Raw genomic sequence first — 26,283 nt, forward strand, 5'->3', positions numbered from 1 at the left:
GATTGCTGTTTTTTGTTGCAGGCATCGGGTTGAATGGCCCGAGCGTTTTTCGAGGAAAGTGATGGGCGAAGCCGGTAACAGGCCTTTCGCCGCGTCGTTCATGCGCGTGCGTTTTGAACGGTTTGGTCATTTTCTGCTTCACTCAAGGCTCGCCCGCAGGCTGGCCGCCCGGATCAAAGGGGAATGGCGTAATGGCAACGGTAGACCGCTGGCTGCTGCCAGATGGCATCGAAGAAGTACTGCCACCGGAAGCGGCGCGCATTGAAGTCGCGCGTCGTCAGGTGTTGGATCTGTTCCAGAGCTGGGGTTACGAGTTTGTCGTGACTCCCCATATCGAGTACCTGGAATCCCTGCTGACCGGTGCGGGCCAGGACCTGGATCTGCGTACCTTCAAGGTCATCGACCCGCAGTCGGGTCGGCAGATGGGATTCCGTGCCGACATCACGCCGCAAGTGGCGCGTATCGATGCGCACACCCTGCGTCGCGAAGGCCCGAGCCGTCTGTGCTACGCCGGCAGCGTGCTGCATGCCCAGCCGCGTGCACTGTCGTCCTCGCGCAGCCCGATCCAGTTGGGTGCCGAGTTGTACGGCGATGCCAGCCCGAGCAGCGACGTGGAAGTCATCAGCCTGATGCTGGCCATGCTGCAACTGGCCGATGTGCCGGATGTGCACATGGACCTTGGCCATGTCGGCATCTACCGTGGTCTGGCGCGTGCCGCCGGTCTGTCCGGTGAGGTTGAGCAGCAGTTGTTCGATGCGTTGCAACGCAAGGCCATCGACGAGGTCATTAGCTTGACCGAAGGCCTGCCGGCCGATCTGTCCGGCATGCTGCGGGCACTGGTCGATCTGTGTGGTGGCCGTGAAGTATTGAGCGCTGCCCGTGAGCGTCTGGCCAATGCGCCAGCGCCAGTGCTGGCGGCGCTGGAAGATTTGCTGGAGATCGCCGAGCGTCTGGCGACGCGTTTCCCGGATCTGCCGCTGTACTTCGATCTGGGCGAGCTGCGTGGCTACCACTACCACACCGGTGTGGTGTTCGCGGTGTTTGTCCCGGGCGTGGGTCAGTCCATCGCTCAGGGCGGTCGTTACGACGACATCGGCGCCGACTTCGGTCGTGCCCGTCCGGCGACCGGCTTCTCTACCGATTTGAAAACCCTGGTGACCCTGGGGCGTGCTGAGATCGAGCTACCGTCTGGCGGTATCTGGATGCCTGACAGTACGGATGCGGCACTCTGGCAGCAGGTTTGCCAGTTGCGCAGTGAGGGTCAGCGTGTCGTTCAGGCGTTGCCTGGACAACCTTTGGCCGCCGCCCGTGATGCGGACTGCGACCGGCAATTGATTCAGCAGAACGGGCTTTGGCAAGTATCGCCACTGGCTTCTTGAGTTTTCCTGCCGGCCATCGCCGGCACCAAGTTTGCGCGAATGAGGACAAGTGTTATGGGTAAGAATGTCGTAGTCCTGGGCACCCAATGGGGTGATGAGGGCAAAGGCAAGATCGTTGATCTGCTGACCGAACATGCTGCCGCCGTAGTGCGCTACCAAGGTGGCCACAACGCTGGCCACACCCTGGTGATCGACGGCGAAAAAACCGTCTTGCACCTGATCCCGTCGGGCGTGCTGCGCGAAGGCGTGCAGTGCCTGATCGGCAACGGCGTGGTGGTTGCACCTGACGCCCTGCTGCGTGAGATCACCAAGCTGGAAGAGAAAGGCGTACCGGTGCGCGAGCGTCTGCGTATCAGCCCGTCCTGCCCGCTGATCCTGTCCTTCCACGTGGCGCTGGACCAGGCCCGTGAAAAAGCCCGTGGCGAGCTGAAGATCGGTACCACCGGTCGCGGCATCGGCCCGGCTTACGAAGACAAGGTTGCACGCCGTGGCCTGCGCGTCGGCGACCTGCTGAACATGCCGCGTTTCGAAGACAAGCTGCGTGAACTGGTGGATTACCACAACTTCATGCTGGTGGGTTACTACAAAGAGCCGGCCATCGAATTCGAAAAGACCCTGGCCGAGTGCAAGGAATACGCCGAGCTGCTCAAGCCGCTGATGCTCGACGTGACTGCCGAGCTGCACGACCTGCGTCGCGCCGGCAAAGACATCATGTTCGAAGGTGCTCAGGGTTCGCTGCTCGACATCGACCACGGTACCTACCCGTACGTGACCAGTTCCAACACCACCGCCGGTGGCGTGGCGACCGGTTCGGGCGTTGGCCCGATGTTCCTCGACTACATCCTGGGCATTACCAAGGCTTACACCACTCGCGTCGGTTCGGGTCCATTCCCGACTGAGCTGTTCGACGAAGTGGGCGCGCACCTGGCCAAGCAAGGTCACGAGTTCGGTGCGACCACCGGCCGTGCTCGTCGTTGCGGCTGGTTCGACGCCGTTATCCTGCGTCGCGCCATCGATGTGAACAGCATCTCGGGCATCTGCCTGACCAAGCTGGACGTCCTCGATGGTCTGGAAACCATCAACATCTGCACCGGCTACAAGGACGCGCAAGGCAATGCCGTGGCGCCGACCGACGCTGACAGCTACGTGGGCCTGCAGCCTGTGTACGAAGAAGTGCCGGGCTGGACCGAATCGACCGTGGGTGCCAAAACCCTGGAAGAGCTGCCAGCTAACGCTCGTGCCTACATCAAACGCGTTGAAGAGTTGATCGGCGCGCCGATCGACATTATTTCGACGGGCCCGGATCGCAACGAAACCATCGTTCTGCGTCATCCGTTCGCTTGATAAGTCGTTGATGTAAAAAACAAAGGCCCCTTAATCGGGGCCTTTGTCGTTTATGCCTGTTGGACGGCATGACCTTTGCTGTAAATCTTCCTACAAGAGTGCCATCAAATTAATGGCGTCAGACGTAGAGGGATTCACAGTGTCGGCCGTTCTCTCACTGTTACAAAGCCGTTTGTTGCGGCCCGTGTTCGTTACCCTTGGTATCGCCCTTTTGGTGCAAGTGCTGGTGGCAGTCGCCCTGACACGAAGCACGGTCACGGCGCTGGAGGCTGATCTCGGCACTCGTCTGGGCGCTGACAGCCAAAAGCTCTCCGGCGAGCTGGAGCAGGCCGGGCGCGAAGTCACCTCAAGCCTCGATAACCTTTCCTCAAGTACCCGGCAACGTCTGACCGCTGGTCTGTCCGCGCGTCTGAAGGATGAGCAGGCACAACTGCGTGCGACGCTGGAAAAAGACCTGAAGGATTCGGCCAATGACATGGCCCAATTGCTCGCCTCGGTGGCGCCGCGCGCCATGTGGGACAGCGACGTGCCAACCCTGTCGGAATTTGCCCGTCGCGCCCAGCGTAACCCCAACGTGTTGTTCGTGGTTTACGATGACGCCACCGGACAACACCTGACGCGTTATCTCAATCGCGAAAACCCGATCAACAAGGCCTTGCTGGAAAAGGGCCAGGGCGAACGCGCGCTGGATAAAGTGCTGGACGCGGCGAAAAACGATCCGTCGGTCTACTACCTCGAGGCCTCGATCAATCCCAACGGCGTGGAAATCGGCAAGGTGCTGATGGGGGTGTCCACAGCCTCGGTGGAAACCGATCTGGCGGCACTGGACAAGCGCTTCTCGGCGCTGATCGCCAGCAGCGATCAACTGGTGGGCGATAGCCTCAAGGGCGCCGCCGCCGACAGCGCGACAGCAATGCAGGCGCGCCTGCAGTCGGCGCAATCCACCGCGACCGAGATGAAAGCAAATACCAGCAGCACCGTGCAGGAAGCCGCCGCGACCTTGCGCTGGCGTATCGGCATGGGCCTGGCACTCGTCGGTTGCGGCGTGCTGCTGTTGCTGGCGGTGGTGCTGGGGCACCGGGTGGTCAATCGCTTGAAGATGCTTAACGCGGCGATGGACGATCTGGCGGCGGGCGAGGGCGACCTGACCAAGCGCGTGCAGATCAACAGCAAGGACGAAATCGGCGACATGGCCTCGGCAGTCAATCGCTTTGTGGATAAGTTACAGCCGATCGTGCGCGAGGCGGGCGATGTGGCCCAGCGTACCGGCGTGGAAATCGGCGCCATGACCCTGCGCAATGCCGGTGCCGACGCCGCGGCCGGGATGCAGCGTGATGAAGTGGCGGAGAGCCTGCGCGCGCTGTCGCAAATGGCAGACGAGGCGCAATCGGAAAGCCATGCCATGCAGGCGGCGTTGAAGCAGGTGGTGGATATTCGCCAGGCCACCGATGAAAATACTCGCACCTCGGCGAAGGTCGGCAGTTTGATCGAGGCGCTGGCCGGGCAGGTCGATACCGGGGCGAAAGTCATCGAGCGACTGGCGCAGCAGAGCGAACAGATTGAAGTGGTGTTGACGGTGATTCACGGCATCGCCGAGCAGACCAACCTGTTGGCCTTGAACGCGGCGATCGAAGCGGCGCGGGCCGGTGAGACCGGGCGCGGTTTTGCGGTGGTCGCCGATGAAGTGCGCGCCCTGGCGAGCAAGACGCAAAGCTCGACGGGCGATATCCAGGCGCACATCGTCGCGTTGCAGCAAGGTGCGCGTGAGGCGGTCGAGGCGATTGGTCAGGCCGGGCGGCAGGCCAGCGAAGGGTTGCTGGTGTTGCGCGACAGTGCGCGGTTGCAGCAGTCGGTGCAGGCTTCGGTCGAGCAGGTGCACGCGGCGATCGGTCTGGCGACGCAGGCAGCGGCGCATCAGGCGCAGGGTGCGCAGGCAGTGCGCGGGCGGGTCGAGACGATCCATGCTCAGGCCGAGAAAGCGGCGCAAGCGGTGGTGGAAACCACGGCCAGTGGCAAGGTGCTGGATGGGTTGGCGGCGCAGTTGAAGGCCAGCCTGGGACAGTTCAGGGCCTGAGGTTGCCCCCTTCGCGAGCAGGCTCGCTTCCACATTCGATCGCATNCTCGGTCAAAATGTGGGAGCGAGCCTGCTCGCGAAAGCGGTGTCAGCGGCTCAGATACATCCGCGTCGTCAGCAGATACACCGGCAACCCCGACACCACAATCAACAGCGCCGCATAAGGCGCCGCCGCCGCAAATTCGACATTCGCGGTATGCGCCCAGACCTCGGTTGCCAACGTGTTAAGCCCGGTAGGGCTCAGCAGCAGCGTCGCCGTCAGTTCCTTCATCGCATCCAGAAACACCAGCGCAAACGCCGCGCCCAGTGCCGGGAAAATGATCGGCAGGGTCACCCGGCAAAACGCGGTGAACGACGAGGCCCCCAGCGTGCGTGCCGCTTCTTCCAACTGCGGCGCGGCCTTGTTCAGTGCCGTGCGAATCGGCGCCTGTGCCAATGGCAGGAACAGCAGCGCATAAGCGATCAGCAGCAATGCCGAGGTCTGGTACAGCGCCGGCACGTAGTGCAGGGCGAAATACACCAGCGTCAGCGCGATTACCAGGCCCGGCAAGGCGTGGAGCAGATACGGCAAGCGTTCGGCCCAGATCGCCAGTTGGCCCTTGTAACGCACCACCAGCAGCCCGACCGGCACCGCCAGCAGCAGGCACAGCGCCGCGCCACCGAGCGACAAGGCCAGCGAAGACAGCAGCGCCTCTGTGATCGCTGCGACCGGGAAGGCTGCCGATGAGCCAACCGCCAGCCAGTACGCGAGCATGGCCAGCGGAATTCCGCTGCCGACAATCGCCAGCAACAGGCAATACAACTGACCGACAATAGCCCACGGCCCCAATCGCACTTGCTCGGCCTGACGTGCCGCGCCCTGGCCTGTGCGCACATGGCGACCCTTGCCGCGGACACGCAACTCCAGCCACAGCAGCATCAGACAAAGCGCGAGCAGCACCGCCGAAAGCATCGCCGCGTTGGCGTTGCTGAATTCCAGTTCGAATTGCTGATAGATCGCGGTGGTGAAGGTTTGCAGGCCGATGATCGACAGCGCGCCGAACTCGACCAGCATGTGCAGGGCAATCAGCAGCGAACCGGCCAGCAGCGATGGCCAGAGCAACGGCAGGGTGACGCGGAAAAACACGCCCCAGCGGTTCTGTCCCAAGGTGCGAGCCGATTCTTCAAGGGACGGATCAAGGTTGCGCAGAGTTGCCGCGACCGGCAGAAAGATCAACGGATACTTCGACAGGCTCATCACCAGAATCGCCCCGCCGAGGCCTTCGAACTGCGCGCTCAACGACACCCAGGTAAAGCTGCTGACGAACGCCGGCACCGCGAACGGCAGGCACAGAATCACGCCCCATAGGCGTCGTCCCGGCAAATTGCTGCGCTCCAGCAGCCACGCCAGTGACAGGCCGATCACGCCGCACGTCAGCGTCACGCCAACCATCAACGCCAGCGTGTTGCGCAGCAGGCCAAACACATAGGGGCGCCACAGCAAGTGCAGCGCCTCGGCCCAGCCGGCCTGCCAGGCTTTCAGCCCGACGTAGGCCAGCGGCAACAGGCTCAGCACCACCAGTAATAAAACCGGCAGCACCAGCCAGATCGATGGCCGTTTGCGTCGTGGCACGTAACCCCCGCGCGCGGCGGGGGCGGATAACGATGCGGCCATCAGTTCAGGCCAACTTCACGTTCCAGCTCCAGGGCTTCCTCGGCGTTGCCCAAATCGGCCGGGGTCACGTTCGGCGCTTGCAGTTCGCTGAATGGCTTGAGGCCGCGATCCGATTCCATGCCCTTGTGCAGCGGGTATTCGGCGGTGGTCTGGGTGATCACGCGCTGACCTTCTTCGCTGGCCATGTAGGCAAGGAATTGCTGAGCTTCTTTTGGGTGTTTGCTGGATTTCAGTACGGCAGCACTGGACACGGTGATCAGTCCGCCGACATCGCCGCCGGTGAAGTAATGCAGTTTCGAGTCGAGTTTGCCTTTCTCACGCTGCAGGGCGAACCAGTAGTAGTTGTTCACCAATACGGTGGCGACCTCACCATTTTCCACGGCTTTGAGGGCGACCATGTTGTTGCTGTAGGTCTTGCCGAAAGCGCGCAGGCCGGTCAGCCATTCCTCGGCGGCGTCGCGACCGTGCAGCTTGATGATCGCCACGGCTTGTTCCTGGAATGCGCCGCTGGTCGGGACGAATCCGACTTTGCCTTGCCACTTCGGATCGGAGAACTCCATCACCGACTTCGGCAGGTCTTTCTCATCGACCAGTTTCGGGTTGTAGGCCACTACGCGAACCCGCGCGGTGACACCGATCCAGGTGCCGTTGCCGGCAACGTATTGTTTCGGTAGCACGGCCAGCGTGGCGTCATCGGTCCTGGCTAGCAGGCCTTGTTCGCCAAGGTTGTTCAGTGGTGGGGATTCTTCGGTGTAGATCACGTCGGCGGGGGAGCGGTCGCCTTCTTCGATGACCTGGCTGGCGAGCTGGTTGCTGCTGCCTTTGCGTACATTGACGTGAATGCCGGTCTTGGCTTCGAAAGCCTTGGCGATCGCATCGCCGACTTCCTTGTGTTGACCGTTGTAGAGCGTCAGGGAAACCGCATCGGCTGCCTGGGTGAGGGGAGTGGCGAGTGCCAGGCCGAGCAGGGTGAAGGTCAAGCCGCGGCGCAGGGTATTTCGAAACATCATTCGCAGGGTTCCTCACTGTCGCATTGCAAAAACTTGCAACAATGATAAACGATATTGTTTCTCAAGTGCGCCTTGCGGTCTGTCGCCAGCTCTGGTACGGCGCATTCGCAGAAATGTAGGAGCTGCCGAAGGCTGCGATCTTTTGATCTTTTTTTAAAAGCAAAGATCGCAGCCTTCGGCAGCTCCTACAGGGGCGGGGCGCAAGTTTTCAAACGCCAGAAACGCGAAAACCCGCTTTCGCGGGTTTTCGGGAAACTCAACGTCGTAACCTTGAGTTTGAATTGGTGCCCAGAAGAAGACTCGAACTTCCACGACCGTAAGGTCACCAGCACCTGAAGCTGGCGTGTCTACCAATTTCACCATCTGGGCATTCATCGCGAGCGTTGCCGCTGTTGATGTGGCGCACTATACGGAGCGCTTTTTGATCTGTAAACCCCTGATTTAATTTTAATTAATCGGGTTTGACAAAACCGTTCCCCGGAATGCAAAAAACCCGCTTTCGCGGGTTTTTGTGTGAGTCTTGAAACTGTTCTAGTCTCAATCTCGAAATTGGTGCCCAGGAGAAGACTCGAACTTCCACGACCGTAAGGTCACCAGCACCTGAAGCTGGCGTGTCTACCAATTTCACCACCTGGGCATCTCGTCAACGTGTGTACGTCGTCGATGGCGCGCACTATACGGAGCGCCTTTTTAACTGTAAACCCCCGGCAGCAAAAAAAATGATTTTTTTTACCGGCGGTGTTCAAAAGGGCTTTCAGGCGTCGATACAAGGCTTCAGAAGGGCCTTATAGAGTCGGAAATTTCCCGTTTGATGACGCCTATGCCAAACTAACCCGCATATAGACAAGGTGAAAACTCTCTAATGGCCGATTGGCAGTCCCTCGATCCCGAGGCCGCTCGTGAAGCGGAAAAATATGAAAACCCTATTCCCAGCCGCGAACTGATCCTTCAGCACCTTGCTGATCGGGGTTCGCCTGCTGCCCGCGAGCAACTGGTCGAAGAGTTTGGTCTGACCACAGAAGACCAGATCGAAGCCCTGCGCCGCCGCCTGCGCGCCATGGAGCGCGACGCTCAACTGATCTACACCCGCCGTGGCACCTATGCACCGGTAGACAAACTCGATCTGATCCTCGGTCGCATCAGCGGTCACCGCGACGGCTTTGGCTTCCTGGTGCCGGACGACGGCAGCGACGATTTGTTCATGAGCCCGGCGCAAATGCGTCTGGTGTTCGACGGTGACCGTGCCCTGGCTCGGGTTTCCGGTCTCGACCGTCGCGGTCGCCGGGAAGGCGTGATCGTCGAAGTGGTGTCCCGTGCCCACGAGAGTATCGTTGGTCGCTACTTCGAAGAAGGCGGCATCGGTTTCGTCGTGGCCGACAATCCGAAGATTCAGCAGGAAGTGCTGGTGACTCCGGGTCGCAACGCCAACGCGCAAATCGGTCAGTTCGTCGAGGTGAAAATCACCCACTGGCCGACGCCGCGCTTCCAGCCGCAAGGCGATGTGATCGAAGTGGTCGGCAACTACATGGCGCCGGGCATGGAAATCGATGTCGCGCTGCGTACCTACGACATTCCGCACGTCTGGCCTGAAGCGGTGCTGAAAGAAGCCGCCAAGCTCAAGCCTGAAGTCGAAGAAAAAGACAAAGAGAAGCGTGTCGATCTGCGCCATCTGCCGTTCGTCACCATCGACGGCGAAGATGCACGCGACTTCGACGACGCGGTCTACTGCGAAGCCAAGCCGGGCAAACTGCGTCTGTTCTCCGGCGGCTGGAAGTTGTACGTGGCAATTGCCGACGTTTCCAGCTACGTGAAGATCGGTTCGGCGCTGGACAACGAAGCCCAGGTGCGCGGCAACTCGGTGTACTTCCCCGAGCGCGTGGTGCCGATGCTGCCTGAGCAGCTGTCCAACGGCCTGTGCTCGCTGAACCCGCATGTCGACCGTCTGGCCATGGTTTGCGAGATGACCATCTCCAAGTCCGGCGAAATGACCGACTACTGCTTCTACGAAGCGGTGATCCATTCCCACGCCCGTCTGACCTACAACAAGGTCAGCGCGATGCTGGAAACCCCGAAAGCCACCGAAGCGCGCAAGCTTCGCGGCGAATACACCGACGTGGTGCCGCACCTCAAGCAGCTCTATGCGCTGTACAAAGTGTTGCTGGCTGCCCGTCACGTGCGTGGCGCGATCGATTTCGAAACCCAGGAAACCCGGATCATCTTCGGTTCCGAGCGCAAGATTGCCGAAATCCGTCCAACCACCCGCAACGATGCGCACAAGCTGATCGAGGAATGCATGCTGGCGGCCAACGTGGCCACCGCCGAATTCCTCAAGAAGCACGAAATTCCTGCGCTGTACCGTGTCCACGACGGCCCGCCACCGGAGCGTCTGGAAAAACTGCGCGCCTTCCTCGGCGAGCTCGGCCTGTCCCTGCACAAAGGCAAGGAAGGACCGTCGCCGAAGGACTATCAGGCCCTGTTGGCGAGTATCAAGGACCGTCCGGACTTCCATCTGATCCAGACCGTGATGCTGCGCTCCCTGAGTCAGGCGGTGTACAGCGCCCAGAACGAAGGTCACTTCGGTCTGAACTACGAGGCCTATACCCACTTCACCTCGCCGATCCGTCGCTATCCGGACCTGCTCACGCACCGCGCGATCCGCAGCGTGATCCATTCGAAGCAGGACACGCCGCACGTTCGCCGTGCCGGGGCGATGACCATTCCGAAGGCGCGCATCTATCCGTACGACGAGGCGGCGCTGGAGCAACTCGGCGAGCAGTGCTCGATGAGCGAGCGCCGTGCCGACGAGGCCACCCGCGACGTGGTGAACTGGCTCAAGTGCGAGTTCATGAAGGATCGCGTCGGCGAATCGTTCCCGGGCGTGATCACGGCGGTGACCGGTTTTGGTCTGTTCGTCGAGCTGACCGACATCTATGTCGAAGGCTTGGTGCACGTCACCGCGCTGCCGGGCGATTACTACCACTTTGATCCTGTGCATCACCGCCTGGCGGGCGAGCGCACCGGTCGCAGCTTCCGTCTCGGCGATACCGTTGAAGTGCGCGTGATGCGCGTCGACCTCGACGAGCGCAAGATCGACTTCGAGATGGCCGAAAAAACCATCAGCGCGCCGATTGGTCGTAAGAAGCGCGGCAGCGAAAGCACCGCTCCGGCTGCGACCAAGGCTGTGGAAGACAAGGCTCCGGCGAAAACCGCCAGCCGTCGTCCAGCCAAAGAGAAAGCCGTCGAGGCCTATCGCCCGAGCGATGCCGTGGCGAAAAACGCCGAGCTGCGCAAAAGCCGTGAATTGAAGAAGGCCTTGCTGGCCGAAGCCAAAAGCGGTGGTAAAGCGGCGTCTGGGGGAAAGACCGGACGGTCGGCGCCTGACAAGGCCGTCGGCGGCAAACCAGCCAAACCGAGCAAACACCGTAAAGGCCCGCCGAAAGCGGGTTCGGCTCCAGCCAAAAGTGGCGGGTCGCGTAAACCGAAGGCGAAGTCATGAGTCAGTTGGAAAAGATCTACGGCGTTCACGCGGTAGAAGCGTTGCTGCGTCACCACCCGAAACGCGTCAAGCAGATCTGGCTGGCCGAAAGCCGCAATGATCCGCGCGTGCAGACCCTGATCGAACTGGCCAACGAAAATCGTGTGCAGATCGGCCAGGCCGAGCGCCGCGAAATGGACGCCTGGGTTGAAGGCGTACACCAGGGCGTGGTCGCGGAGGTCAGTCCGAGCCAGGTCTGGGGCGAGGCGATGCTCGACGAGCTGCTCGACCGCACCGAAGGCGCACCGTTGTTGCTGGTGCTCGACGGCGTGACCGACCCGCACAACCTCGGCGCCTGCCTGCGTTCGGCGGATGCTGCCGGCGCGCTGGCGGTGATCGTGCCCAAGGACAAGTCGGCAACCCTGACGCCCGTGGTGCGCAAAGTGGCCTGCGGCGCGGCGGAAGTCATTCCGCTGGTGGCGGTGACCAACCTGGCACGCACTCTGGAAAAGCTCCAGCAGCGCGGTCTGTGGGTCGTCGGCACCGCGGGTGAGGCCGAGGTCAGCATTTATGACCAGGACTTGACCGGCCCGACCATCCTGATCATGGGCGCCGAAGGCAAAGGCATGCGTCGCCTGACCCGTGAGCACTGTGACTATCTGGTGAACCTGCCGATGGCTGGCAGCGTCAGCAGCCTTAACGTGTCCGTGGCCACCGGTGTGTGCCTGTTCGAAGCGCAGCGTCAACGCGGCGCCAAGGCCAAAGGTGCCGCGAAGAAGTAGTCTTGAGCTGAAATCGGTTCAAATGTGGGAGCGAGCCTGCTCGCGAAAGGGGTGTGTCAGGCGACAATAATGTTGCCTGATAGATCGCATTCGCGAGCGGGCTCGCTCCCACAGTGTTTTGTTTCAGGTCGAAGATCGGTGATTGTTCAAATAATCACCAATTGCCTTGCACCTCTGCAGTCCCTTCTCTACAATTGCGCCCCTTGCTGTGACGGCAGGCACGCATGTGCCCCGCGCCAGCAAGTCCATAAGTGTCATTCACTCCTTGTCTGACCGTTTTTGAGCGGCAGGCTACAACCCGTAAGGAGCATTCATGCGTCATTACGAAATCATCTTTCTGGTCCATCCTGACCAGAGCGAGCAAGTCGGCGGCATGGTTGAGCGTTACACCAAGCTGATCGAAGAAGACGGCGGCAAAATCCACCGTCTGGAAGACTGGGGCCGTCGTCAACTGGCCTACGCAATCAACAATGTTCACAAGGCTCACTACGTGATGCTGAACGTTGAGTGCACTGGCAAGGCCCTGGCCGAGCTGGAAGACAACTTCCGCTACAACGATGCTGTGATCCGTAACCTGGTCATCCGTCGCGACGAAGCCGTTACCGGCCAGTCCGAGATGCTCAAGGCTGAAGAAAACCGCAGTGAGCGCCGTGAGCGTCGCGACCGTCCTGAGCACTCCGACGCTGATGGCGTTGAGGGTGATGACAGCGACAACAGCGATAACGCTGACGAGTAATCCACGGACCTTTTAAGGAGCCTATCAAATGGCACGTTTCTTCCGTCGTCGTAAATTCTGCCGCTTCACCGCTGAAGACGTGAAAGAGATCGATTACAAAGATCTCAACACTCTGAAAGCCTACGTATCCGAGACCGGCAAAATCGTTCCAAGCCGTATCACCGGTACCAAAGCTCGTTATCAGCGTCAGCTGGCCACCGCTATCAAGCGCGCCCGCTTCCTGGCCCTGCTGGCCTACACCGACAGCCACGGCCGCTGAGACCGGGCAGTCGACAAGTAGCAAAGGATTGAATGCATGCGTGCCTTAGCTGAGTTCATCATGCGCGGCCGTATGCAGGCCACTCTCGTAGTGGCCGGGTGTGCAACATTGCCGTTGTTGTATTGGTTGGGTGCTGCCGCCGGGAGCCTGGTGCTTCTGCGGCGCGGACTGACGGACGCCATTGGCGTCCTGTCCCTGGGGCTGCTGCCGGCATTGATCTGGTGGCTGTATGCCGATGATCCGCGGGCACTTCTGGTGCTGCTGGGGTCTTCGGGGCTTGCGTTGGTGTTGCGCGCAAGCGAATCCTGGGTCCGCACGCTGCTGGTCAGCGTAGTGATGGGAGTGGTGTTTTCTGTGGTGCTCGGGGCAGCGTTTGCGGCCCAGATCGAGATGCTCGCGCAGGCCTTGATAAAGGTCATGCCGGCGCTTCTTGGTGAAACCTACAAGCAATTGTCGGTCGATGAGCAAGCGCGTTTCGCGTCCCTGATTGCACCGGTCCTGACCGGACTGATTGCGGCCTTGTTGCAGATCGTCAGCGTGCTGAGCCTGATTATCGGGCGTCATTGGCAGGCGTTGTTGTACAACCCGGGTGGTTTTGGTCGCGAGTTTCGCGCCATCCGGATCCCGCTGGGGCCGGCGATGTTGCTGCTGGCGTTGATGCTTCTGGGCCCGAATCTCGGTGCACAGATGGCCATGTTGACGCCGTTGTGCAGTGTACCGCTGGTGTTCGCCGGACTGGCCCTGATTCACGGGCTGGTCGGGCAGAAGCGACTGGCCGGTTTCTGGCTGGTGGGGTTGTACGTCACGCTGCTGTTGTTCATGCAGCTGCTCTATCCGTTGCTCGTGGTTCTGGCCATTGTCGACAGCCTGATTGATTTTCGCGGTCGTCACGTGTCGAAAGGCACCGATAACGCGAACGGTGAAGGTTAAAAGTTAAGAGGATTTCCACATGCAACTGATCCTTCTGGAAAAAATCGCCAACCTGGGCAACCTGGGCGACAAAGTAAACGTTAAGGCCGGTTACGGCCGTAACTACCTGCTGCCTTTCGGCAAAGCTACCGCTGCGACCGCTGCCAACCTGGCTGCGTTCGAAGAGCGTCGCGCTGAGCTGGAAAAAGCCGCCGCAGACCGTAAAGCATCGGCTGAAAGCCGTGCTGCCCAACTGGCCGAGCTGGAAGTGACCATCACTGCCACCGCTGGCGACGAAGGCAAGCTGTTCGGTTCGATCGGTACTCACGACATCGCTGACGCACTGACCGCCTCCGGCGTTGAAGTTGCGAAAAGCGAAGTTCGTCTGCCGAACGGCACCATCCGCAACGTGGGTGAATTCGACGTGGCTGTGCACCTGCACGCCGAAGTTGAAGCCACCGTACGCGTTGTCGTGGTAGCAGCTTAAGCAATACTTGTCGGCTGGCACCCTCGGGTGCTAGCCGGTAACATCGGGCACGATCCTGTTTACAGGTCGTGCCCTTTGTCTTTCTGGTACTCCCGTTTTCAACCCTGACTCCAAGTGGCCATGAACGAAATCACCGCTCCCGAGCAATACGATCTGCAAACCGCCGCGCTGAAAGTGCCGCCGCATTCCATCGAGGCCGAACAGGCTGTACTCGGTGGTCTGATGCTGGACAACAACGCCTGGGAACGCGTGCTCGATCAAGTCTCCGACGGCGATTTCTACCGGCATGACCACCGCCTGATCTTCCGTGCGATCGCCAAACTGGCCGATCAGAACATGCCGATCGACGTCGTGACCCTTGCCGAGCAACTGGACAAGGAAGGTCAGACGTCTCAGGTCGGCGGCCTCGGTTACCTCGGCGAGCTGGCGAAAAACACGCCGTCCGTCGCCAACATCAAGGCCTATGCGCAGATCGTTCGCCAGCGGGCGACGTTGCGTCAGTTGATCGGCATCAGCACCGAAATTGCCGATGCCGCGTTCAACCCGGAAGGTCGTACCGCCGAAGAGATCCTCGATGAGGCCGAACGGCAGATCTTCCAGATCGCCGAGGCGCGCCCCAAGACCGGCGGGCCGGTGGGCGTCAACGAACTGTTGACCAAGGCCATCGATCGCATCGACACCCTGTTCAACACCGCCGACTCGATCACCGGTCTATCCACCGGTTATACCGACCTTGACGAGAAGACCAGCGGCCTGCAACCGGCCGACCTGATCATCGTCGCCGGCCGTCCGTCGATGGGTAAGACCACCTTCGCCATGAACCTGGTGGAAAACGCCGTACTGCGCAGCGACAAGGCGGTGCTGGTGTACTCCCTCGAGATGCCAGGCGAATCGCTGATCATGCGTATGCTTTCGTCCCTGGGGCGTATCGATCAGACCAAGGTGCGTTCCGGCCAGCTGGAAGACGACGACTGGCCGCGCCTGACCTCGGCGGTCAATCTGCTCAACGACCGCAAGCTGTTCATCGACGATACCGCCGGCATCAGCCCGTCGGAAATGCGTGCGCGAACCCGGCGCCTGGTTCGCGAACATGGCGATATCGGTCTGATCATGATCGACTACCTGCAACTGATGCAGATTCCCGGCTCCAGTGGCGACAACCGGACCAACGAGATTTCCGAGATCTCGCGATCCCTGAAAGCCCTGGCCAAGGAATTCAACTGCCCGGTGGTGGCGCTGTCGCAGCTCAACCGCTCCCTGGAACAACGTCCCAACAAGCGTCCGGTGAACTCCGACTTGCGGGAATCCGGAGCGATCGAGCAGGACGCCGACGTCATCATGTTCGTGTACCGGGACGAGGTGTATCACCCGGAAACCGAGCACAAGGGCATCGCCGAAATCATCATCGGCAAGCAGCGGAACGGCCCGATCGGCTTTATTCGCCTGGCGTTTATCGGTAAGTACACCCGCTTCGAAAACCTCGCGCCGGGCAGTTACAACTTCGACGACGACGAGTAACGTCGAGCACTTGTGGCGAGGGAGCTTGCTCCCGATCGGCTGCGCAGCAGTCGAATTCTAGGGGCTGCTTCGCAACCCGGCGGGAGCAAGCTCCCTCGCCACAGGTAAAGCACAATTTCCGACCATAGCCGTCGGAATTGGTCAAAATTTGTGCTATATTCCGCGCCCGCGAAATTCAATGAAAGCCAACACCGGTTATCGACATGCAAGCAGCCAAGCCGTTATTTGACTATCCAAAGTACTGGGCCGAATGTTTCGGGCCAGCGCCATTCCTGCCGATGAGCAGGGAGGAGATGGATCAGCTTGGCTGGGATTCCTGCGACATCATCATCGTCACCGGTGATGCCTACGTCGATCACCCGTCGTTCGGCATGGCGATTATCGGCCGGCTGCTGGAGTCCCAGGGCTTCCGCGTCGGGATCATCGCCCAGCCGAACTGGCAGTCCAAAGACGATTTCATGAAGCTCGGCGAGCCGAACCTGTTCTTCGGCGTCGCGGCCGGCAACATGGACTCGATGATCAACCGTTACACCGCGGACAAGAAAATCCGTTCCGACGACGCCTACACGCCGGGTGGCATGGCGGGCAAACGTCCGGACCGCGCGAGCCTGGTCTACAGCCAGCGTTGCAAAGAGGCGTACAAGCATGTGCCGATCGTTCTCGGCGGCATCGAGGCGTCCCTGCGTCGCATCGCCCACTACGACTATTGGCAGGATCGCGTGCGCAACTCGATCCTGATCGACGCCAGCGCTGACATTCTGCTGTACGGCAACGCCGAGCGGGCCATTGTCGAAGTGGCCCAGCGCCTGTCCTACGGGCACAAGATCGAAGACATCACCGACGTGCGCGGCACCGCATTCATCCGCCGTGATACGCCGCAAGGCTGGTACGAAGTCGACTCCACGCGCATCGACCGTCCGGGCAAGATCGACAAGATCATCAACCCGTACGTGAACACCCAGGACACCCAGGCCTGCGCCATCGAGCAAGAAAAAGGCCCGGTGGACGATCCCGAGGAAGCCAAGGTCGTACAGATTCTGGCCAGCCCGAAGATGACCCGCGACAAGACCGTGATCCGCCTGCCGTCGATGGAAAAGGTGCGTAACGACCCGGTCCTGTACGCCCACGCCAACCGCGTGCTGCACCTGGAAACCAATCCGGGCAACGCCCGCGCGCTGGTGCAGAAGCATGGCGAGATCGACGTCTGGTTCAACCCGCCGCCGATTCCGATGACAACTGAAGAAATGGACTACGTGTTCGGCATGCCTTACGCACGGGTTCCGCACCCGGCGTACGGCAAGGAAAAGATCCCGGCCTACGACATGATCCGTTTCTCGGTGAACATCATGCGTGGCTGCTTTGGCGGCTGCACGTTCTGCTCGATCACCGAGCACGAAGGCCGGATCATCCAGAACCGTTCCGAAGAGTCGATCATTCGCGAAATCGAAGAGATCCGCGACAAGGTTCCTGGCTTCACCGGCGTGATCTCCGACCTCGGCGGCCCGACCGCGAACATGTACCGCATCGCCTGCAAGAGCCCGGAAATCGAATCCGCGTGCCGCAAGCCGTCCTGCGTGTTCCCGGGCATCTGCCCGAACCTGAACACCGACCACTCGTCGCTGATTCAGCTGTACCGCAGCGCCCGTGCCTTGCCGGGTGTGAAGAAGATCCTGATTGCCTCCGGCCTGCGTTACGACCTCGCGGTCGAGTCGCCGGAGTACGTCAAAGAGCTGGTGACCCACCACGTCGGCGGTTACCTGAAGATCGCCCCGGAACACACCGAGGAAGGTCCGCTCAACCAGATGATGAAACCGGGGATCGGTACTTACGACCGCTTCAAGCGCATGTTCGAGAAGTACACCAAGGAAGCCGGTAAAGAGCAGTACCTGATCCCGTACTTCATCGCTGCGCACCCGGGCACCACCGATGAAGACATGATGAACCTGGCGCTGTGGCTCAAGGGCAACGGTTTCCGTGCCGACCAGGTGCAGGCGTTCTATCCGTCGCCGATGGCCACTGCGACCGCGATGTACCACTCGGGCAAGAACCCGCTGCGCAAGGTCACCTACAAGAGCGACGGTGTGACTATCGTCAAGAGCGAGGAGCAGCGTCGTCTGCACAAGGCGTTCTTGCGTTATCACGACCCGAAAGGCTGGCCGATGCTGCGCGAAGCGCTGACCCGCATGGGCCGCGCCGACCTCATCGGGCCGGGAAAGCACCAGTTGATCCCGCTGCATCAGCCGGCTACCGACAGCTACCAGAGCGCCCGTCGCAAGAACTCGACGCCGGCTGGCAGTCACAAGGTCGCGAAAGAGAAGACCACCAAGATTCTCACCCAGCACACCGGCCTGCCGCCGCGTGCCAGTGACGGTGGCAACCCTTGGGACAAGCGTGAACAAGCCAAGGCTGCGGCGTTCGCCCGCAACCAGCAGGCGGCCAAGGAGCGCAAGGAAGCGGCCAAGGGCAAGGGACCGAAACCGGCGCGCAAGCCCGTCGTTCCGCGCTAAACCAAAAAACGCCAACCTTCGGGTTGGCGTTTTTTTTCAAGATCAAAAGATCGCAGCCTGCGGCAGCGCCTACAGAGGTTCGTGCGTTTCCCTGTAGGAGCTGCCGAAGGCTGCGATCTTTTGATCTTCGCCACATTTAGGCGCAACTTCCTCGAGCCATTTCCCCGCATCGCCCGATTTTGGTGCTGTACTGCCTTGAGCATTCCGGGAAAGCGCCCAAGCCTCTGCATGGCATAAGTCTTGCGCGCTTTCGAATACGCTTAGGCTCGCAGGAGGCACGCCGTGTCGATTCATGTCGCATTGCATCACGTCACGCATTACCGCTACGACCGCGCTGTCGAACTCGGCCCGCAGATCGTGCGCCTGCGTCCGGCCGCTCACAGCCGCACGCGGATCTTGTCGTATGCGCTGAAGGTCTCGCCCGAGCAGCACTTCATCAACTGGCAGCAGGACCCGCAGGGCAACTACCTCGCGCGGCTGGTGTTCCCCGAGAAAACCGACGAGTTGCGCATCGAAGTCGATCTGCTGGCCGAGATTGCGGTGTTCAACCCGTTCGACTTCTTTCTCGAACCCTACGCCGAGAAAATCCCCTTCACTTACGCGGCCGATGAGCGCAAAGAGCTGGCGCCGTACCTCGAAACCTTGCCGCTGACCCCGGCATTCAAAACCTATCTGGACGGGATCGACCGTACGCCGCTGCCCGCCGTGGATTTCCTGGTGATGCTCAATCAGCGCCTCAGCGAAGACATCCGCTACCTGATCCGCATGGAACCGGGCGTGCAAACCCCGGAACACACCCTCGAACAGGCGTCCGGCTCCTGCCGCGACTCAGCGTGGCTGTTGGTGCAGTTGTTGCGCAACCTCGGGCTGGCCGCGCGTTTTGTCTCCGGCTACCTGATTCAACTGACCGCCGACGTGAAAAGCCTCGACGGCCCGTCCGGCACCGACGTCGATTTCACCGACCTGCACGCCTGGTGCGAGGTTTACCTGCCGGGCGCTGGCTGGATCGGTCTGGATGCCACGTCCGGGCTGTTCGCCGGTGAAGGGCATATCCCGCTGGCCTGCAGTCCCGATCCTTCCTCAGCTGCGCCGATCAGTGGTCTGGTCGAGCCGTGCGAATGCCAGTTCAGCCACGAAATGTCGGTCGAGCGGATCTGGGAAGCGCCACGGGTGACCAAGCCCTACACCGATGAGCAGTGGCTGGCGATTCAGGCGCTGGGACGGCAGATTGATGCCGATCTGCTGGAAGGTGATGTGCGCCTGACCATGGGCGGCGAGCCGACCTTCGTTTCCATCGACGACCCGGATGGCGCCGAATGGAACACTGCAGCGTTGGGCCCGGACAAGCGTCGTCTCTCCGCCGAATTGTTCCAGCGCATGCGCCAGCACTATGCGCCCAAAGGTCTGGTGCATTTCGGTCAGGGCAAGTGGTACCCGGGCGAGCAATTGCCGCGCTGGTCGCTCAATTGTTATTGGCGCCGTGACGGCGTGCCGATCTGGCACAACAGCGCGCTGATCGCCGATGAACAACAGGACTACGGCGCCGACGGCGTGCTGGCCGGTCGCTTTCTCGCGAGTGTTGCCGAACGCCTGAAATTGCCTGCACGTTTCGTGTTTCCAGCCTACGAAGACCATTTTTATTACCTCTGGCGCGAGGGCGCATTGCCGAGCAATGTCAGCGCTGAAGATTCGCGACTTGAAGAGCCGCTGGAGCGTGCGCGTCTGCGCAAGGTTTTTGCTCAGGGGCTGGATAAGGTAATCGGCCAGGTGCTGCCGCTGGCCCGTACCGCCAAGGGTGATCAATGGCAGAGCGGGCGCTGGTATCTGCGCGACGAGCATTGCCGACTGGTACCGGGGGATTCGCCGCTGGGTTATCGCTTGCCACTCGGCTCGCAGCCGTGGGTGAAGGCCGCCGAGTATCCGTTCATTCATCCCAACGATCCGAATCAGGACTTCCCCGAGCTGCCGGACACCACTCGGCTCAACAGTCATGCCGAACCCGCCACGGCCGCCGAACGCGCGCCGAAAATCGACGAGTCCGCCGACTGGCTGACCCGCACCGCCTTCTGCGCCGAAGCGCGCGAAGGGCGTCTGTATCTGTTCATGCCGCCGCTGGAGCGGGTCGAGGACTATCTGGAACTGGTGGCGGCCATCGAGGCTACCGCCGAAGAGCTGCATTGCCCGGTGCTGCTGGAAGGTTACGAGCCGCCCAGTGACCCGCGCCTGAGCAACTTCCGCATCACCCCGGATCCGGGGGTGATCGAGGTCAACGTGCAGCCATCGGCGACGTGGGACGAACTGGTCGAACGCACAGAGTTTCTCTATGAACAGGCGCGGCAGACCCGCCTGACCACCGAAAAATTCATGATCGACGGGCGCCATACCGGCACCGGCGGCGGCAACCATTTCGTCCTCGGTGGCGCGACCCCGGCGGACTCACCGTTCCTGCGTCGTCCGGATCTGCTGCGCAGCCTGATCAGCTACTGGCACAACCACCCGTCGCTGTCCTACCTGTTTTCCGGGTTGTTCATCGGCCCGACTTCGCAGGCGCCGCGTGTTGATGAGGCCCGCAACGATGCTTTGTACGAACTGGAAATCGCCTTCGCGCAGATGCCTGAACCGGGCCAAGAGTGCGCGCCGTGGCTGGTGGATCGCCTGCTGCGCAATCTGCTGATCGACGTCACCGGCAACACTCACCGCGCCGAGTTTTGCATCGACAAATTGTATTCGCCGGATGGCGCTACCGGGCGTCTTGGTCTGCTGGAGCTGCGCGCGTTCGAGATGCCGCCCCACGCGCGCATGAGCCTGGCCCAGCAGTTGTTGCTGCGCGCGCTGGTCGCACGCTTCTGGCGCGAGCCGTATGCGCCGCCAAAACTGGCGCGCTGGGGCACCGAGCTGCACGACCGTTTCATGCTGCCGCACTTTATCGAGCAGGACTTCGCCGACGTCATCGTCGAACTGAACAATGCCGGTTACCCACTGCGCGCCGAATGGTTCGCCGCGCACCTGGAATTCCGTTTTCCCAAGGTCGGCGATTACGCCGTCAACGGCATCGAACTGGAGCTGCGTCAGGCGCTGGAGCCTTGGCATGTGCTGGGCGAGGAAGGTACGGGGGGCGGCACGGTGCGCTATGTCGACTCGTCGCTGGAGCGTTTGCAGATCAAACTCAACGGCCTGCCGCCGCAGCGTTATCTGCTGACCTGCAACGGCGTCCCGGTGCCGCTGCAACCGACCGGGCGCATCGGCGAGTTCGTCGCCGGTGTGCGCTTTCGGGCCTGGCAACCGGCCAACTGTCTGCAACCGACCATCCCGGTGCACGCGCCGCTGGTATTCGATCTGCTCGACACCTGGATGCAGCGTTCGCTGGGGGGCTGTCAGTACCACGTGGCGCACCCGGGCGGGCGCAATTACGAAACGTTGCCGGTCAACGCCAACGAGGCGGAGAGCCGGCGCATGGCGCGGTTTTTCCGTATCGGACACACGCCGGGAAAACTTCCGATACCCAACCTGACAATCTCCGACGAGTTGCCGATGACGCTCGATTTACGACGTTTCTAAGTCCTGCACGACATGCGGATTTTTCGTATATCCGCACGTCATGTGCCTGCGTTAGTCTGACCGTTCCCTGCTGTCTGCCGAGCTTTCCATGCCTGACCTGCTAGACCGCTACCCGCGCACTGCGGGCACTTATCACGAACTGCTGGATGACAGCGGGGAAGTGCGCCCGCACTGGCGGCGGCTGTTCGATCAATTGCAGCGCAGCACCCCGGCGCAACTGGTGCAGCGGCAGGCGTTGCTCGCCCGACAGATTCAGGAAAACGGGGTCACTTATAACGTCTACGCCGATCCGAAGGGCGCAGACCGCCCGTGGGAGCTGGACCTGCTGCCGCATGTGATCGCTGCTGATGAATGGCAGCACCTGTCGGCAGGGATTGCCCAGCGTGCGCGTTTGCTCAACGCGGTACTGGCGGATCTGTACGGGCCGCAGCGGCTGATCCGCGAAGGGCTGTTGCCGGCGGAGCTGGTGTTCGGCCACAACAATTTTCTCTGGCCCTGTCAGGGCATCGCGCCACCGGAAGAGGCGTTTCTGCATCTGTATGCCGTGGACCTGGCGCGCACGCCGGACGGGCGCTGGTGGGTTACGGCGGATCGTACCCAGGCGCCGTCGGGCGCCGGTTATGCGCTGGAAAACCGCACCATCGTTTCACGGGCGTTTCCCGAGTTGTACCGCGATCTGAAGGTGCAGCACCTGGCCGGGTTCTTCCGCACCCTGCAGGAAACCCTCGCGCGTCAGGCGCCATGTGCTGACGACGCGCCGCTGGTGGTGTTGCTCACGCCGGGACGCTTCAACGAAAGCTATTTCGAACACCTTTACCTGGCACGCCAGCTCGGTTATCCGCTGGTGGAGGGCGGCGACCTCACCGTGCGCGATGCCACGGTGTACCTGAAAACCCTCAGCGGTCTGCGCCGGGTGCACGCGATCATGCGCCGGCTCGACGATGATTTCTGCGACCCGCTGGAGCTGCGCACCGACTCGGCACTCGGGGTGCCCGGCTTGCTGGAGGCGGTGCGTCAGGGCCGGGTGCTGGTGGCCAATGCGTTGGGCAGCGGCGTGCTGGATTCACCAGGATTGCTCGGATTTTTGCCGAAGATCAATCAGTACCTGTTCGGCGAAGAACTGCTGCTGCCGTCCATCGCCACCTGGTGGTGCGGCGAGGCGCCGGTGCTGGCGCAGGCGCTGGAAAAACTGCCGGAGCTGCTGATCAAACCGGCATTTCCTTCACAAAGCTTCGCGCCGGTATTCGGCCGCGATCTGAGTGAACAACAGCGTCAGGCGCTCGCCGAGCGCATGCAGGCCCGGCCATACGCTTATGTCGCGCAAGAGCTGGCGCAGTTGTCGCAGGCGCCGATCTGGCAAGCCGAAGACGGCCAGTTGCAACCGCGAGCCATCGGCATGCGCATGTACGCCGTGGCCAGTCGCGATGGCTATCGCGTGCTGCCCGGTGGCCTGACCCGGGTGGCCGCCGAGGCCGATGCCGAAGTGGTGTCGATGCAGCGCGGTGGCGCGAGCAAGGACACTTGGGTGCTGGGCGAGCGTGCGCCGAGTGGCGAACAATGGAAAACCCAGCGTAACGTCGGCGTACACGATCTGGTGCGCCGCGATCCGTACCTGCCCTCGCGGGTGGTGGAGAATCTGTTCTGGTTCGGCCGTTACTGCGAGCGTTGTGACGACAGTGCGCGACTGCTGCGGATCATGCTCGCGCGGTATGTCGATGGTGATGATCCGCAAGCCTTGCAGGCAGCGGTGGCGCTGGGCGAGCGTCTGATGTTGCTGCCGGAGGAGGGCGAGTTGCCGGAGCGGCTGCTGGCGGCGCTGCTCGGCGAGGACTGGTCGTTCAGCCTGCGCTCCAACCTGCAGCGCTTGCAGTGGGCGGCCTCGCAGGTGCGCGGCAAGCTTTCGCGGGAGAACTGGCAGGCGTTGGTCGAGTTGCAGCGCGAGGCGCTGGAACTGGACACCGAGGAGCCGGATTTCGGCGAGTTGCTGGATTTCCTCAACCGGCTGGTGATGTCACTGGCGGCGTTGTCCGGGTTTGCCCTCGACGACATGACCCGCGACGAAGGCTGGCGCTTTCTGATGATCGGCCGACGCATCGAACGTTTGCAATTTCTCAGCAGCAGTCTGGCGGCGTTTCTGCGTGGTGCCGGGGCGTTCGATCAGGCCGGGCTGGAATGGCTGCTGGAACTGGGCAACAGCAGTATCACCTACCGTTCGCGGTACCTGGCGGTGGCGCAGTTGATTCCGGTGCTCGACCTGTTGCTGCTCGATGAGCAGAACCCGCATGCGGTGCTGTTCCAGTTGAAACTGGTAACCCGCACGTTAAAACGCTTGAACGATGATTTCGGCGTGCCTCGCGAGGCCGGGCTGGCGCAATTGGTCGAGCGTCTGGCGCGGTTCGATCTGGGCTGTCTGGAGAACCCGCTGTTCGGGGAGAACAGCGTGCGTGCGGCGCTCGATGGTCTGGCGGATCTGCTGCAAGCGATTGCCGAGGCCAGCGCTCAGGTGTCCGATCGTCTGGCGCTGCGCCACTTTGCCCATGTCGATGATGTCAGCCAGCGCACGGTGTCCGTCTGATGAGCGCCCTTTACCAGATCCTCCACGACACCTGTTACCACTACGACAGTCCGGTGTCGCTGGCGCAGCAATTGGCGCACCTGTGGCCGCGTGAGTGCGCATGGCAACGCTGCACCGAGCAGCAATTGCTGATCAGCCCGGAGCCGACCACGCGGCGCGATGAGCTGGATGTGTTCGGCAATCCGCTGACCCGGCTGGCCTTCGAGCGCCCGCACGACGAGTTGCAGGTCAACGCCCGGCTCACGGTTGAAGTGCTGGCGCGACCGCTGGCGGACTTCAATCTGTCCCCGGCGTGGGAGCAGACGCGCAACGCGCTGACCTACAGCAGCCAGCCGTTGTCCGCCGAAATGCTGGAGGCTTGTCGCTATCGCTTTCAGTCACCCTACGTGCATTTGAAGCGCAGCTTCGTCGAATTCTCCGAAAGCTGTTTTCCTCCGGGCAAGCCCCTGTTGCTGGGCGTGCAGGATTTGATGCAGAAGATTTTCAGCGAATTCACTTTCGACGCCGAGGCGACGCAAGTGGCGACACCGCTGGTCGAGGTGCTGGAGCGCCGGCGCGGCGTGTGTCAGGACTTCGCGCATCTGATGCTTGCCTGTGTGCGTTCACGGGGGCTGGCGGCGCGCTACATCAGCGGCTATCTGCTGACCCAACCGCCGCCGGGCCAGCCACGGCTGATCGGCGCTGATGCTTCACATGCGTGGGTGTCGGTGTTCTGTCCGGTATCGGGCTGGGTGGATTTCGATCCGACCAACAACGTGCAGCCGGCGCTGGAGCACATCACCCTGGCGTGGGGCCGGGATTTTTCCGATGTGTCGCCGTTGCGCGGGGTGATTCTGGGGGGCGGTTCGCATGATCCGGAAGTGCGGGTCACGGTGATGCCATTGGAATGAAGACAATCGAGTGTGGGGAGCTTTTGTGGCGAGGGGATTCATCCCCGATCGGCTGCGAAGCAGTCGCAAAACAATTTGGGGCCGCTTCGCGACCCATCGGGGATAAATCCCCTCACCACAGATCGCTCACTCCGGGAGCGAATCAGCAATCAGCTCAGGCGTCGGGCGCCTGGTCTTTCGGTGCATCAACATCAACATCAACATCAACATCGTCATCAGTCGCCACTTCCCCGTCAGGGTTCAGTGCCGCTTCTTCAGCCATCTGTTTCTTGCGCTGAAGCTTTTCCTCTTTCTTCTGCTCCTTTGCCAGGTCTCGTTGACGTTTGGCGAAGGAGTAATTGGGTTTGGCCATGGGCGATCCTCTGGGGTCGAAGGTGAGGTTGAGCGGCGCGTATTCTGCCCTGTATCGGTGTCCGGCGGTTAGCCGGGTTTTTGGTCGACCCACTTGGGCGTGACGGTCGGCTTCCACTGATCGAGGGCGTCGAGCAGGGTTTGTGGCGATTCGCTCACTTGCAGCATGTCACGATGCGGCGCGCGAACGAAGCCTTCGCCGACGATATGGTCGAGAAAAGCCGTGAGTTTGCTGTAGAAACCGTTCACTTCCAGCAGCCCCAGCGGTTTGCCGTGGTAGCCGAGCTGACCCCAGGTCCAGACCTCGAACAGCTCTTCCAGCGTGCCGAGGCCGCCGGGCAATGCGATGAACGCATCGCTCAGTTCGGCCATGCGCGCCTTGCGCGCGTGCATGCCATCGACCACTTCTAGGCGCGTCAGGCTTTTGTGGCCGATCTCCTTGTCCATCAGGCTTTGCGGAATGATCCCGATCACTTCGCCGCCAGCGGCCAGGGCGGCGTCGGCGACAAGGCCCATCAATCCCACGGCACCACCACCGTAAACCAGCGTCAGCTGGCGCTCGGCGAGGGCCCGGCCAAGGGCTTGGGCGGCTTCGGTGTAAGCCGGATCAGTGCCGGCGTTGGCACCGCAAAATACACAAACGGATTTGAGAGACATGCCTTCCTCCTGGGTCAATCCGTCACAGGGTAATGGCTGGCACGCCTTGATCCAAGGACTAAACTTCGCGTTCCGGTGATTCAAAGGTACCGCTGGCGCCACAGGCGTAGGCGGCGAG

At 61.5% G+C, this 26,283-nt stretch carries 18 protein-coding genes and 2 tRNA genes; 14 read left to right on the forward strand and 6 right to left on the reverse strand.

The genetic code is table 11. From position 1 onward, the window contains the following. The first annotated feature begins 191 nt into the window (after nt 1-191). The 3 genes from ACTJKS_RS08500 (at nt 192) to ACTJKS_RS08510 (ending at nt 4,797) form a co-directional block, all read left to right on the forward strand. Entirely contained in the window at nt 192-1,379 is a 1,188-nt protein-coding gene (locus tag ACTJKS_RS08500) for an ATP phosphoribosyltransferase regulatory subunit (protein WP_108181511.1), read from the forward strand. A 54-nt stretch (nt 1,380-1,433) separates the two neighbouring features. Further along, nucleotides 1,434-2,723, forward strand: a complete 1,290-nt coding sequence (locus ACTJKS_RS08505) for an adenylosuccinate synthase (RefSeq protein ID WP_085711159.1) — start codon at nt 1,434-1,436, stop codon at nt 2,721-2,723. Nucleotides 2,724-2,862: 139 nt separating this feature from the next. After that, nucleotides 2,863-4,797, forward strand: coding sequence for a methyl-accepting chemotaxis protein (locus tag ACTJKS_RS08510; RefSeq protein WP_108181512.1), 1,935 nt, complete (start codon nt 2,863-2,865; stop codon nt 4,795-4,797). Between the two features lie 88 nt (nt 4,798-4,885). On the opposite strand, the gene ACTJKS_RS08515 is transcribed toward ACTJKS_RS08510, so the two are convergent. The 4 genes from ACTJKS_RS08515 to ACTJKS_RS08530 all read right to left on the reverse strand — a co-directional run bounded on the left by ACTJKS_RS08515 (nt 4,886) and on the right by ACTJKS_RS08530 (nt 8,098). Beyond that, nucleotides 4,886-6,451, reverse strand: coding sequence for an ABC transporter permease (locus tag ACTJKS_RS08515; protein ID WP_108181513.1), 1,566 nt, complete (start codon nt 6,449-6,451; stop codon nt 4,886-4,888). Then, nucleotides 6,451-7,461: an extracellular solute-binding protein gene (locus tag ACTJKS_RS08520; protein WP_108181514.1), complete on the reverse strand. Its 1,011-nt coding sequence runs from the start codon at nt 7,459-7,461 to the stop codon at nt 6,451-6,453. Before ACTJKS_RS08520 ends, ACTJKS_RS08515 begins: the two co-directional genes overlap by 1 nt. A 282-nt stretch (nt 7,462-7,743) precedes the next feature. Beyond that, nucleotides 7,744-7,830: transfer RNA gene (locus ACTJKS_RS08525), tRNA-Leu, on the reverse strand. Nucleotides 7,831-8,011: 181 nt separating this feature from the next. Continuing rightward, nucleotides 8,012-8,098: transfer RNA gene (locus ACTJKS_RS08530), tRNA-Leu, on the reverse strand. Between the two features lie 225 nt (nt 8,099-8,323). Here ACTJKS_RS08530 and rnr point away from each other — a divergent pair. The 11 genes from rnr to ACTJKS_RS08585 all read left to right on the forward strand — a co-directional run bounded on the left by rnr (nt 8,324) and on the right by ACTJKS_RS08585 (nt 25,157). Then, the gene (gene rnr / locus ACTJKS_RS08535) at nt 8,324-10,957 is read left to right on the forward strand and encodes a ribonuclease R (RefSeq protein WP_041065679.1); all 2,634 of its coding nucleotides are present in this window, start codon (nt 8,324-8,326) and stop codon (nt 10,955-10,957) included. After that, the gene (gene rlmB, locus ACTJKS_RS08540) at nt 10,954-11,718 is read left to right on the forward strand and encodes a 23S rRNA (guanosine(2251)-2'-O)-methyltransferase RlmB (RefSeq protein WP_108181515.1); all 765 of its coding nucleotides are present in this window, start codon (nt 10,954-10,956) and stop codon (nt 11,716-11,718) included. The genes rnr and rlmB overlap by 4 nt, the downstream gene beginning before the upstream one ends. 313 nt (nt 11,719-12,031) lie before the next feature. Next, complete coding sequence (gene rpsF, locus ACTJKS_RS08545; RefSeq protein ID WP_003221133.1) at nt 12,032-12,454, forward strand: 30S ribosomal protein S6; 423 nt, start codon at nt 12,032-12,034, stop codon at nt 12,452-12,454. A 28-nt stretch (nt 12,455-12,482) separates the two neighbouring features. Beyond that, nucleotides 12,483-12,713 carry a 30S ribosomal protein S18 gene (gene rpsR, locus ACTJKS_RS08550; RefSeq protein WP_002551829.1) on the forward strand — a complete coding sequence of 77 codons (231 nt, stop codon included), beginning with the start codon at nt 12,483-12,485 and terminating at the stop codon, nt 12,711-12,713. Nucleotides 12,714-12,749: 36 nt separating this feature from the next. Continuing rightward, a complete protein-coding gene (locus tag ACTJKS_RS08555) occupies nt 12,750-13,643 on the forward strand; it encodes a hypothetical protein (protein ID WP_108181516.1) in 894 nt (297 codons plus the stop codon). Nucleotides 13,644-13,662: 19 nt separating this feature from the next. Continuing rightward, on the forward strand, nt 13,663-14,109 hold the full coding sequence (rplI, locus tag ACTJKS_RS08560; protein ID WP_003186385.1) for a 50S ribosomal protein L9: 447 nt from the start codon (nt 13,663-13,665) through the stop codon (nt 14,107-14,109). Between the two features lie 120 nt (nt 14,110-14,229). Then, nucleotides 14,230-15,627, forward strand: a complete 1,398-nt coding sequence (dnaB, locus tag ACTJKS_RS08565) for a replicative DNA helicase (RefSeq protein ID WP_041065665.1) — start codon at nt 14,230-14,232, stop codon at nt 15,625-15,627. 203 nt (nt 15,628-15,830) lie between these two features. After that, on the forward strand, nt 15,831-18,134 hold the full coding sequence (locus tag ACTJKS_RS08570; protein WP_262947757.1) for a YgiQ family radical SAM protein: 2,304 nt from the start codon (nt 15,831-15,833) through the stop codon (nt 18,132-18,134). Nucleotides 18,135-18,416: 282 nt separating this feature from the next. Then, nucleotides 18,417-21,692 (forward strand): transglutaminase family protein, encoded by a 3,276-nt coding sequence (locus ACTJKS_RS08575; protein WP_262947758.1) that lies wholly within the window; start codon nt 18,417-18,419, stop codon nt 21,690-21,692. A gap of 88 nt (nt 21,693-21,780) precedes the next feature. Continuing rightward, a complete protein-coding gene (locus ACTJKS_RS08580; RefSeq protein ID WP_262947759.1) occupies nt 21,781-24,267 on the forward strand; it encodes a circularly permuted type 2 ATP-grasp protein in 2,487 nt (828 codons plus the stop codon). Further along, entirely contained in the window at nt 24,267-25,157 is an 891-nt protein-coding gene (locus ACTJKS_RS08585; protein WP_108181520.1) for a transglutaminase family protein, read from the forward strand. The genes ACTJKS_RS08580 and ACTJKS_RS08585 overlap by 1 nt, the downstream gene beginning before the upstream one ends. 154 nt (nt 25,158-25,311) lie before the next feature. Here ACTJKS_RS08585 and ACTJKS_RS08590 read toward each other — a convergent pair whose 3' ends face one another. Beyond that, on the reverse strand, nt 25,312-25,509 hold the full coding sequence (locus ACTJKS_RS08590) for a hypothetical protein (protein ID WP_262947760.1): 198 nt from the start codon (nt 25,507-25,509) through the stop codon (nt 25,312-25,314). A 68-nt stretch (nt 25,510-25,577) separates the two neighbouring features. Continuing rightward, on the reverse strand, nt 25,578-26,165 hold the full coding sequence (locus ACTJKS_RS08595; protein WP_095138130.1) for a TIGR00730 family Rossman fold protein: 588 nt from the start codon (nt 26,163-26,165) through the stop codon (nt 25,578-25,580). Between the last annotated feature and the right edge of the window lie 118 nt (nt 26,166-26,283).

This window comes from Pseudomonas sp. 22189, assembly GCF_052045635.1.
GTDB classification, from domain to species: Bacteria; Pseudomonadota; Gammaproteobacteria; order Pseudomonadales; family Pseudomonadaceae; genus Aquipseudomonas; species Aquipseudomonas parakoreensis.

What these genes read in the sequence shown, in the direction of transcription:
- ACTJKS_RS08500 (WP_108181511.1), top strand. Translation starts at nt 192, where the DNA reads ATGGCAACGGTAGACCGCTGGCTGCTGCCAGATGGCATCGAAGAAGTA.
- ACTJKS_RS08505 (WP_085711159.1), top strand. Translation starts at nt 1,434, where the DNA reads ATGGGTAAGAATGTCGTAGTCCTGGGCACCCAATGGGGTGATGAGGGC.
- ACTJKS_RS08515 (WP_108181513.1), bottom strand. Translation starts at nt 6,451, where the DNA reads ATGGCCGCATCGTTATCCGCCCCCGCCGCGCGCGGGGGTTACGTGCCA.
- ACTJKS_RS08520 (WP_108181514.1), bottom strand. Translation starts at nt 7,461, where the DNA reads ATGATGTTTCGAAATACCCTGCGCCGCGGCTTGACCTTCACCCTGCTC.
- rnr (WP_041065679.1), top strand. Translation starts at nt 8,324, where the DNA reads ATGGCCGATTGGCAGTCCCTCGATCCCGAGGCCGCTCGTGAAGCGGAA.
- rlmB (WP_108181515.1), top strand. Translation starts at nt 10,954, where the DNA reads ATGAGTCAGTTGGAAAAGATCTACGGCGTTCACGCGGTAGAAGCGTTG.
- rpsF (WP_003221133.1), top strand. Translation starts at nt 12,032, where the DNA reads ATGCGTCATTACGAAATCATCTTTCTGGTCCATCCTGACCAGAGCGAG.
- rpsR (WP_002551829.1), top strand. Translation starts at nt 12,483, where the DNA reads ATGGCACGTTTCTTCCGTCGTCGTAAATTCTGCCGCTTCACCGCTGAA.
- ACTJKS_RS08555 (WP_108181516.1), top strand. Translation starts at nt 12,750, where the DNA reads ATGCGTGCCTTAGCTGAGTTCATCATGCGCGGCCGTATGCAGGCCACT.
- rplI (WP_003186385.1), top strand. Translation starts at nt 13,663, where the DNA reads ATGCAACTGATCCTTCTGGAAAAAATCGCCAACCTGGGCAACCTGGGC.
- dnaB (WP_041065665.1), top strand. Translation starts at nt 14,230, where the DNA reads ATGAACGAAATCACCGCTCCCGAGCAATACGATCTGCAAACCGCCGCG.
- ACTJKS_RS08570 (WP_262947757.1), top strand. Translation starts at nt 15,831, where the DNA reads ATGCAAGCAGCCAAGCCGTTATTTGACTATCCAAAGTACTGGGCCGAA.
- ACTJKS_RS08580 (WP_262947759.1), top strand. Translation starts at nt 21,781, where the DNA reads ATGCCTGACCTGCTAGACCGCTACCCGCGCACTGCGGGCACTTATCAC.
- ACTJKS_RS08585 (WP_108181520.1), top strand. Translation starts at nt 24,267, where the DNA reads ATGAGCGCCCTTTACCAGATCCTCCACGACACCTGTTACCACTACGAC.
- ACTJKS_RS08590 (WP_262947760.1), bottom strand. Translation starts at nt 25,509, where the DNA reads ATGGCCAAACCCAATTACTCCTTCGCCAAACGTCAACGAGACCTGGCA.
- ACTJKS_RS08595 (WP_095138130.1), bottom strand. Translation starts at nt 26,165, where the DNA reads ATGTCTCTCAAATCCGTTTGTGTATTTTGCGGTGCCAACGCCGGCACT.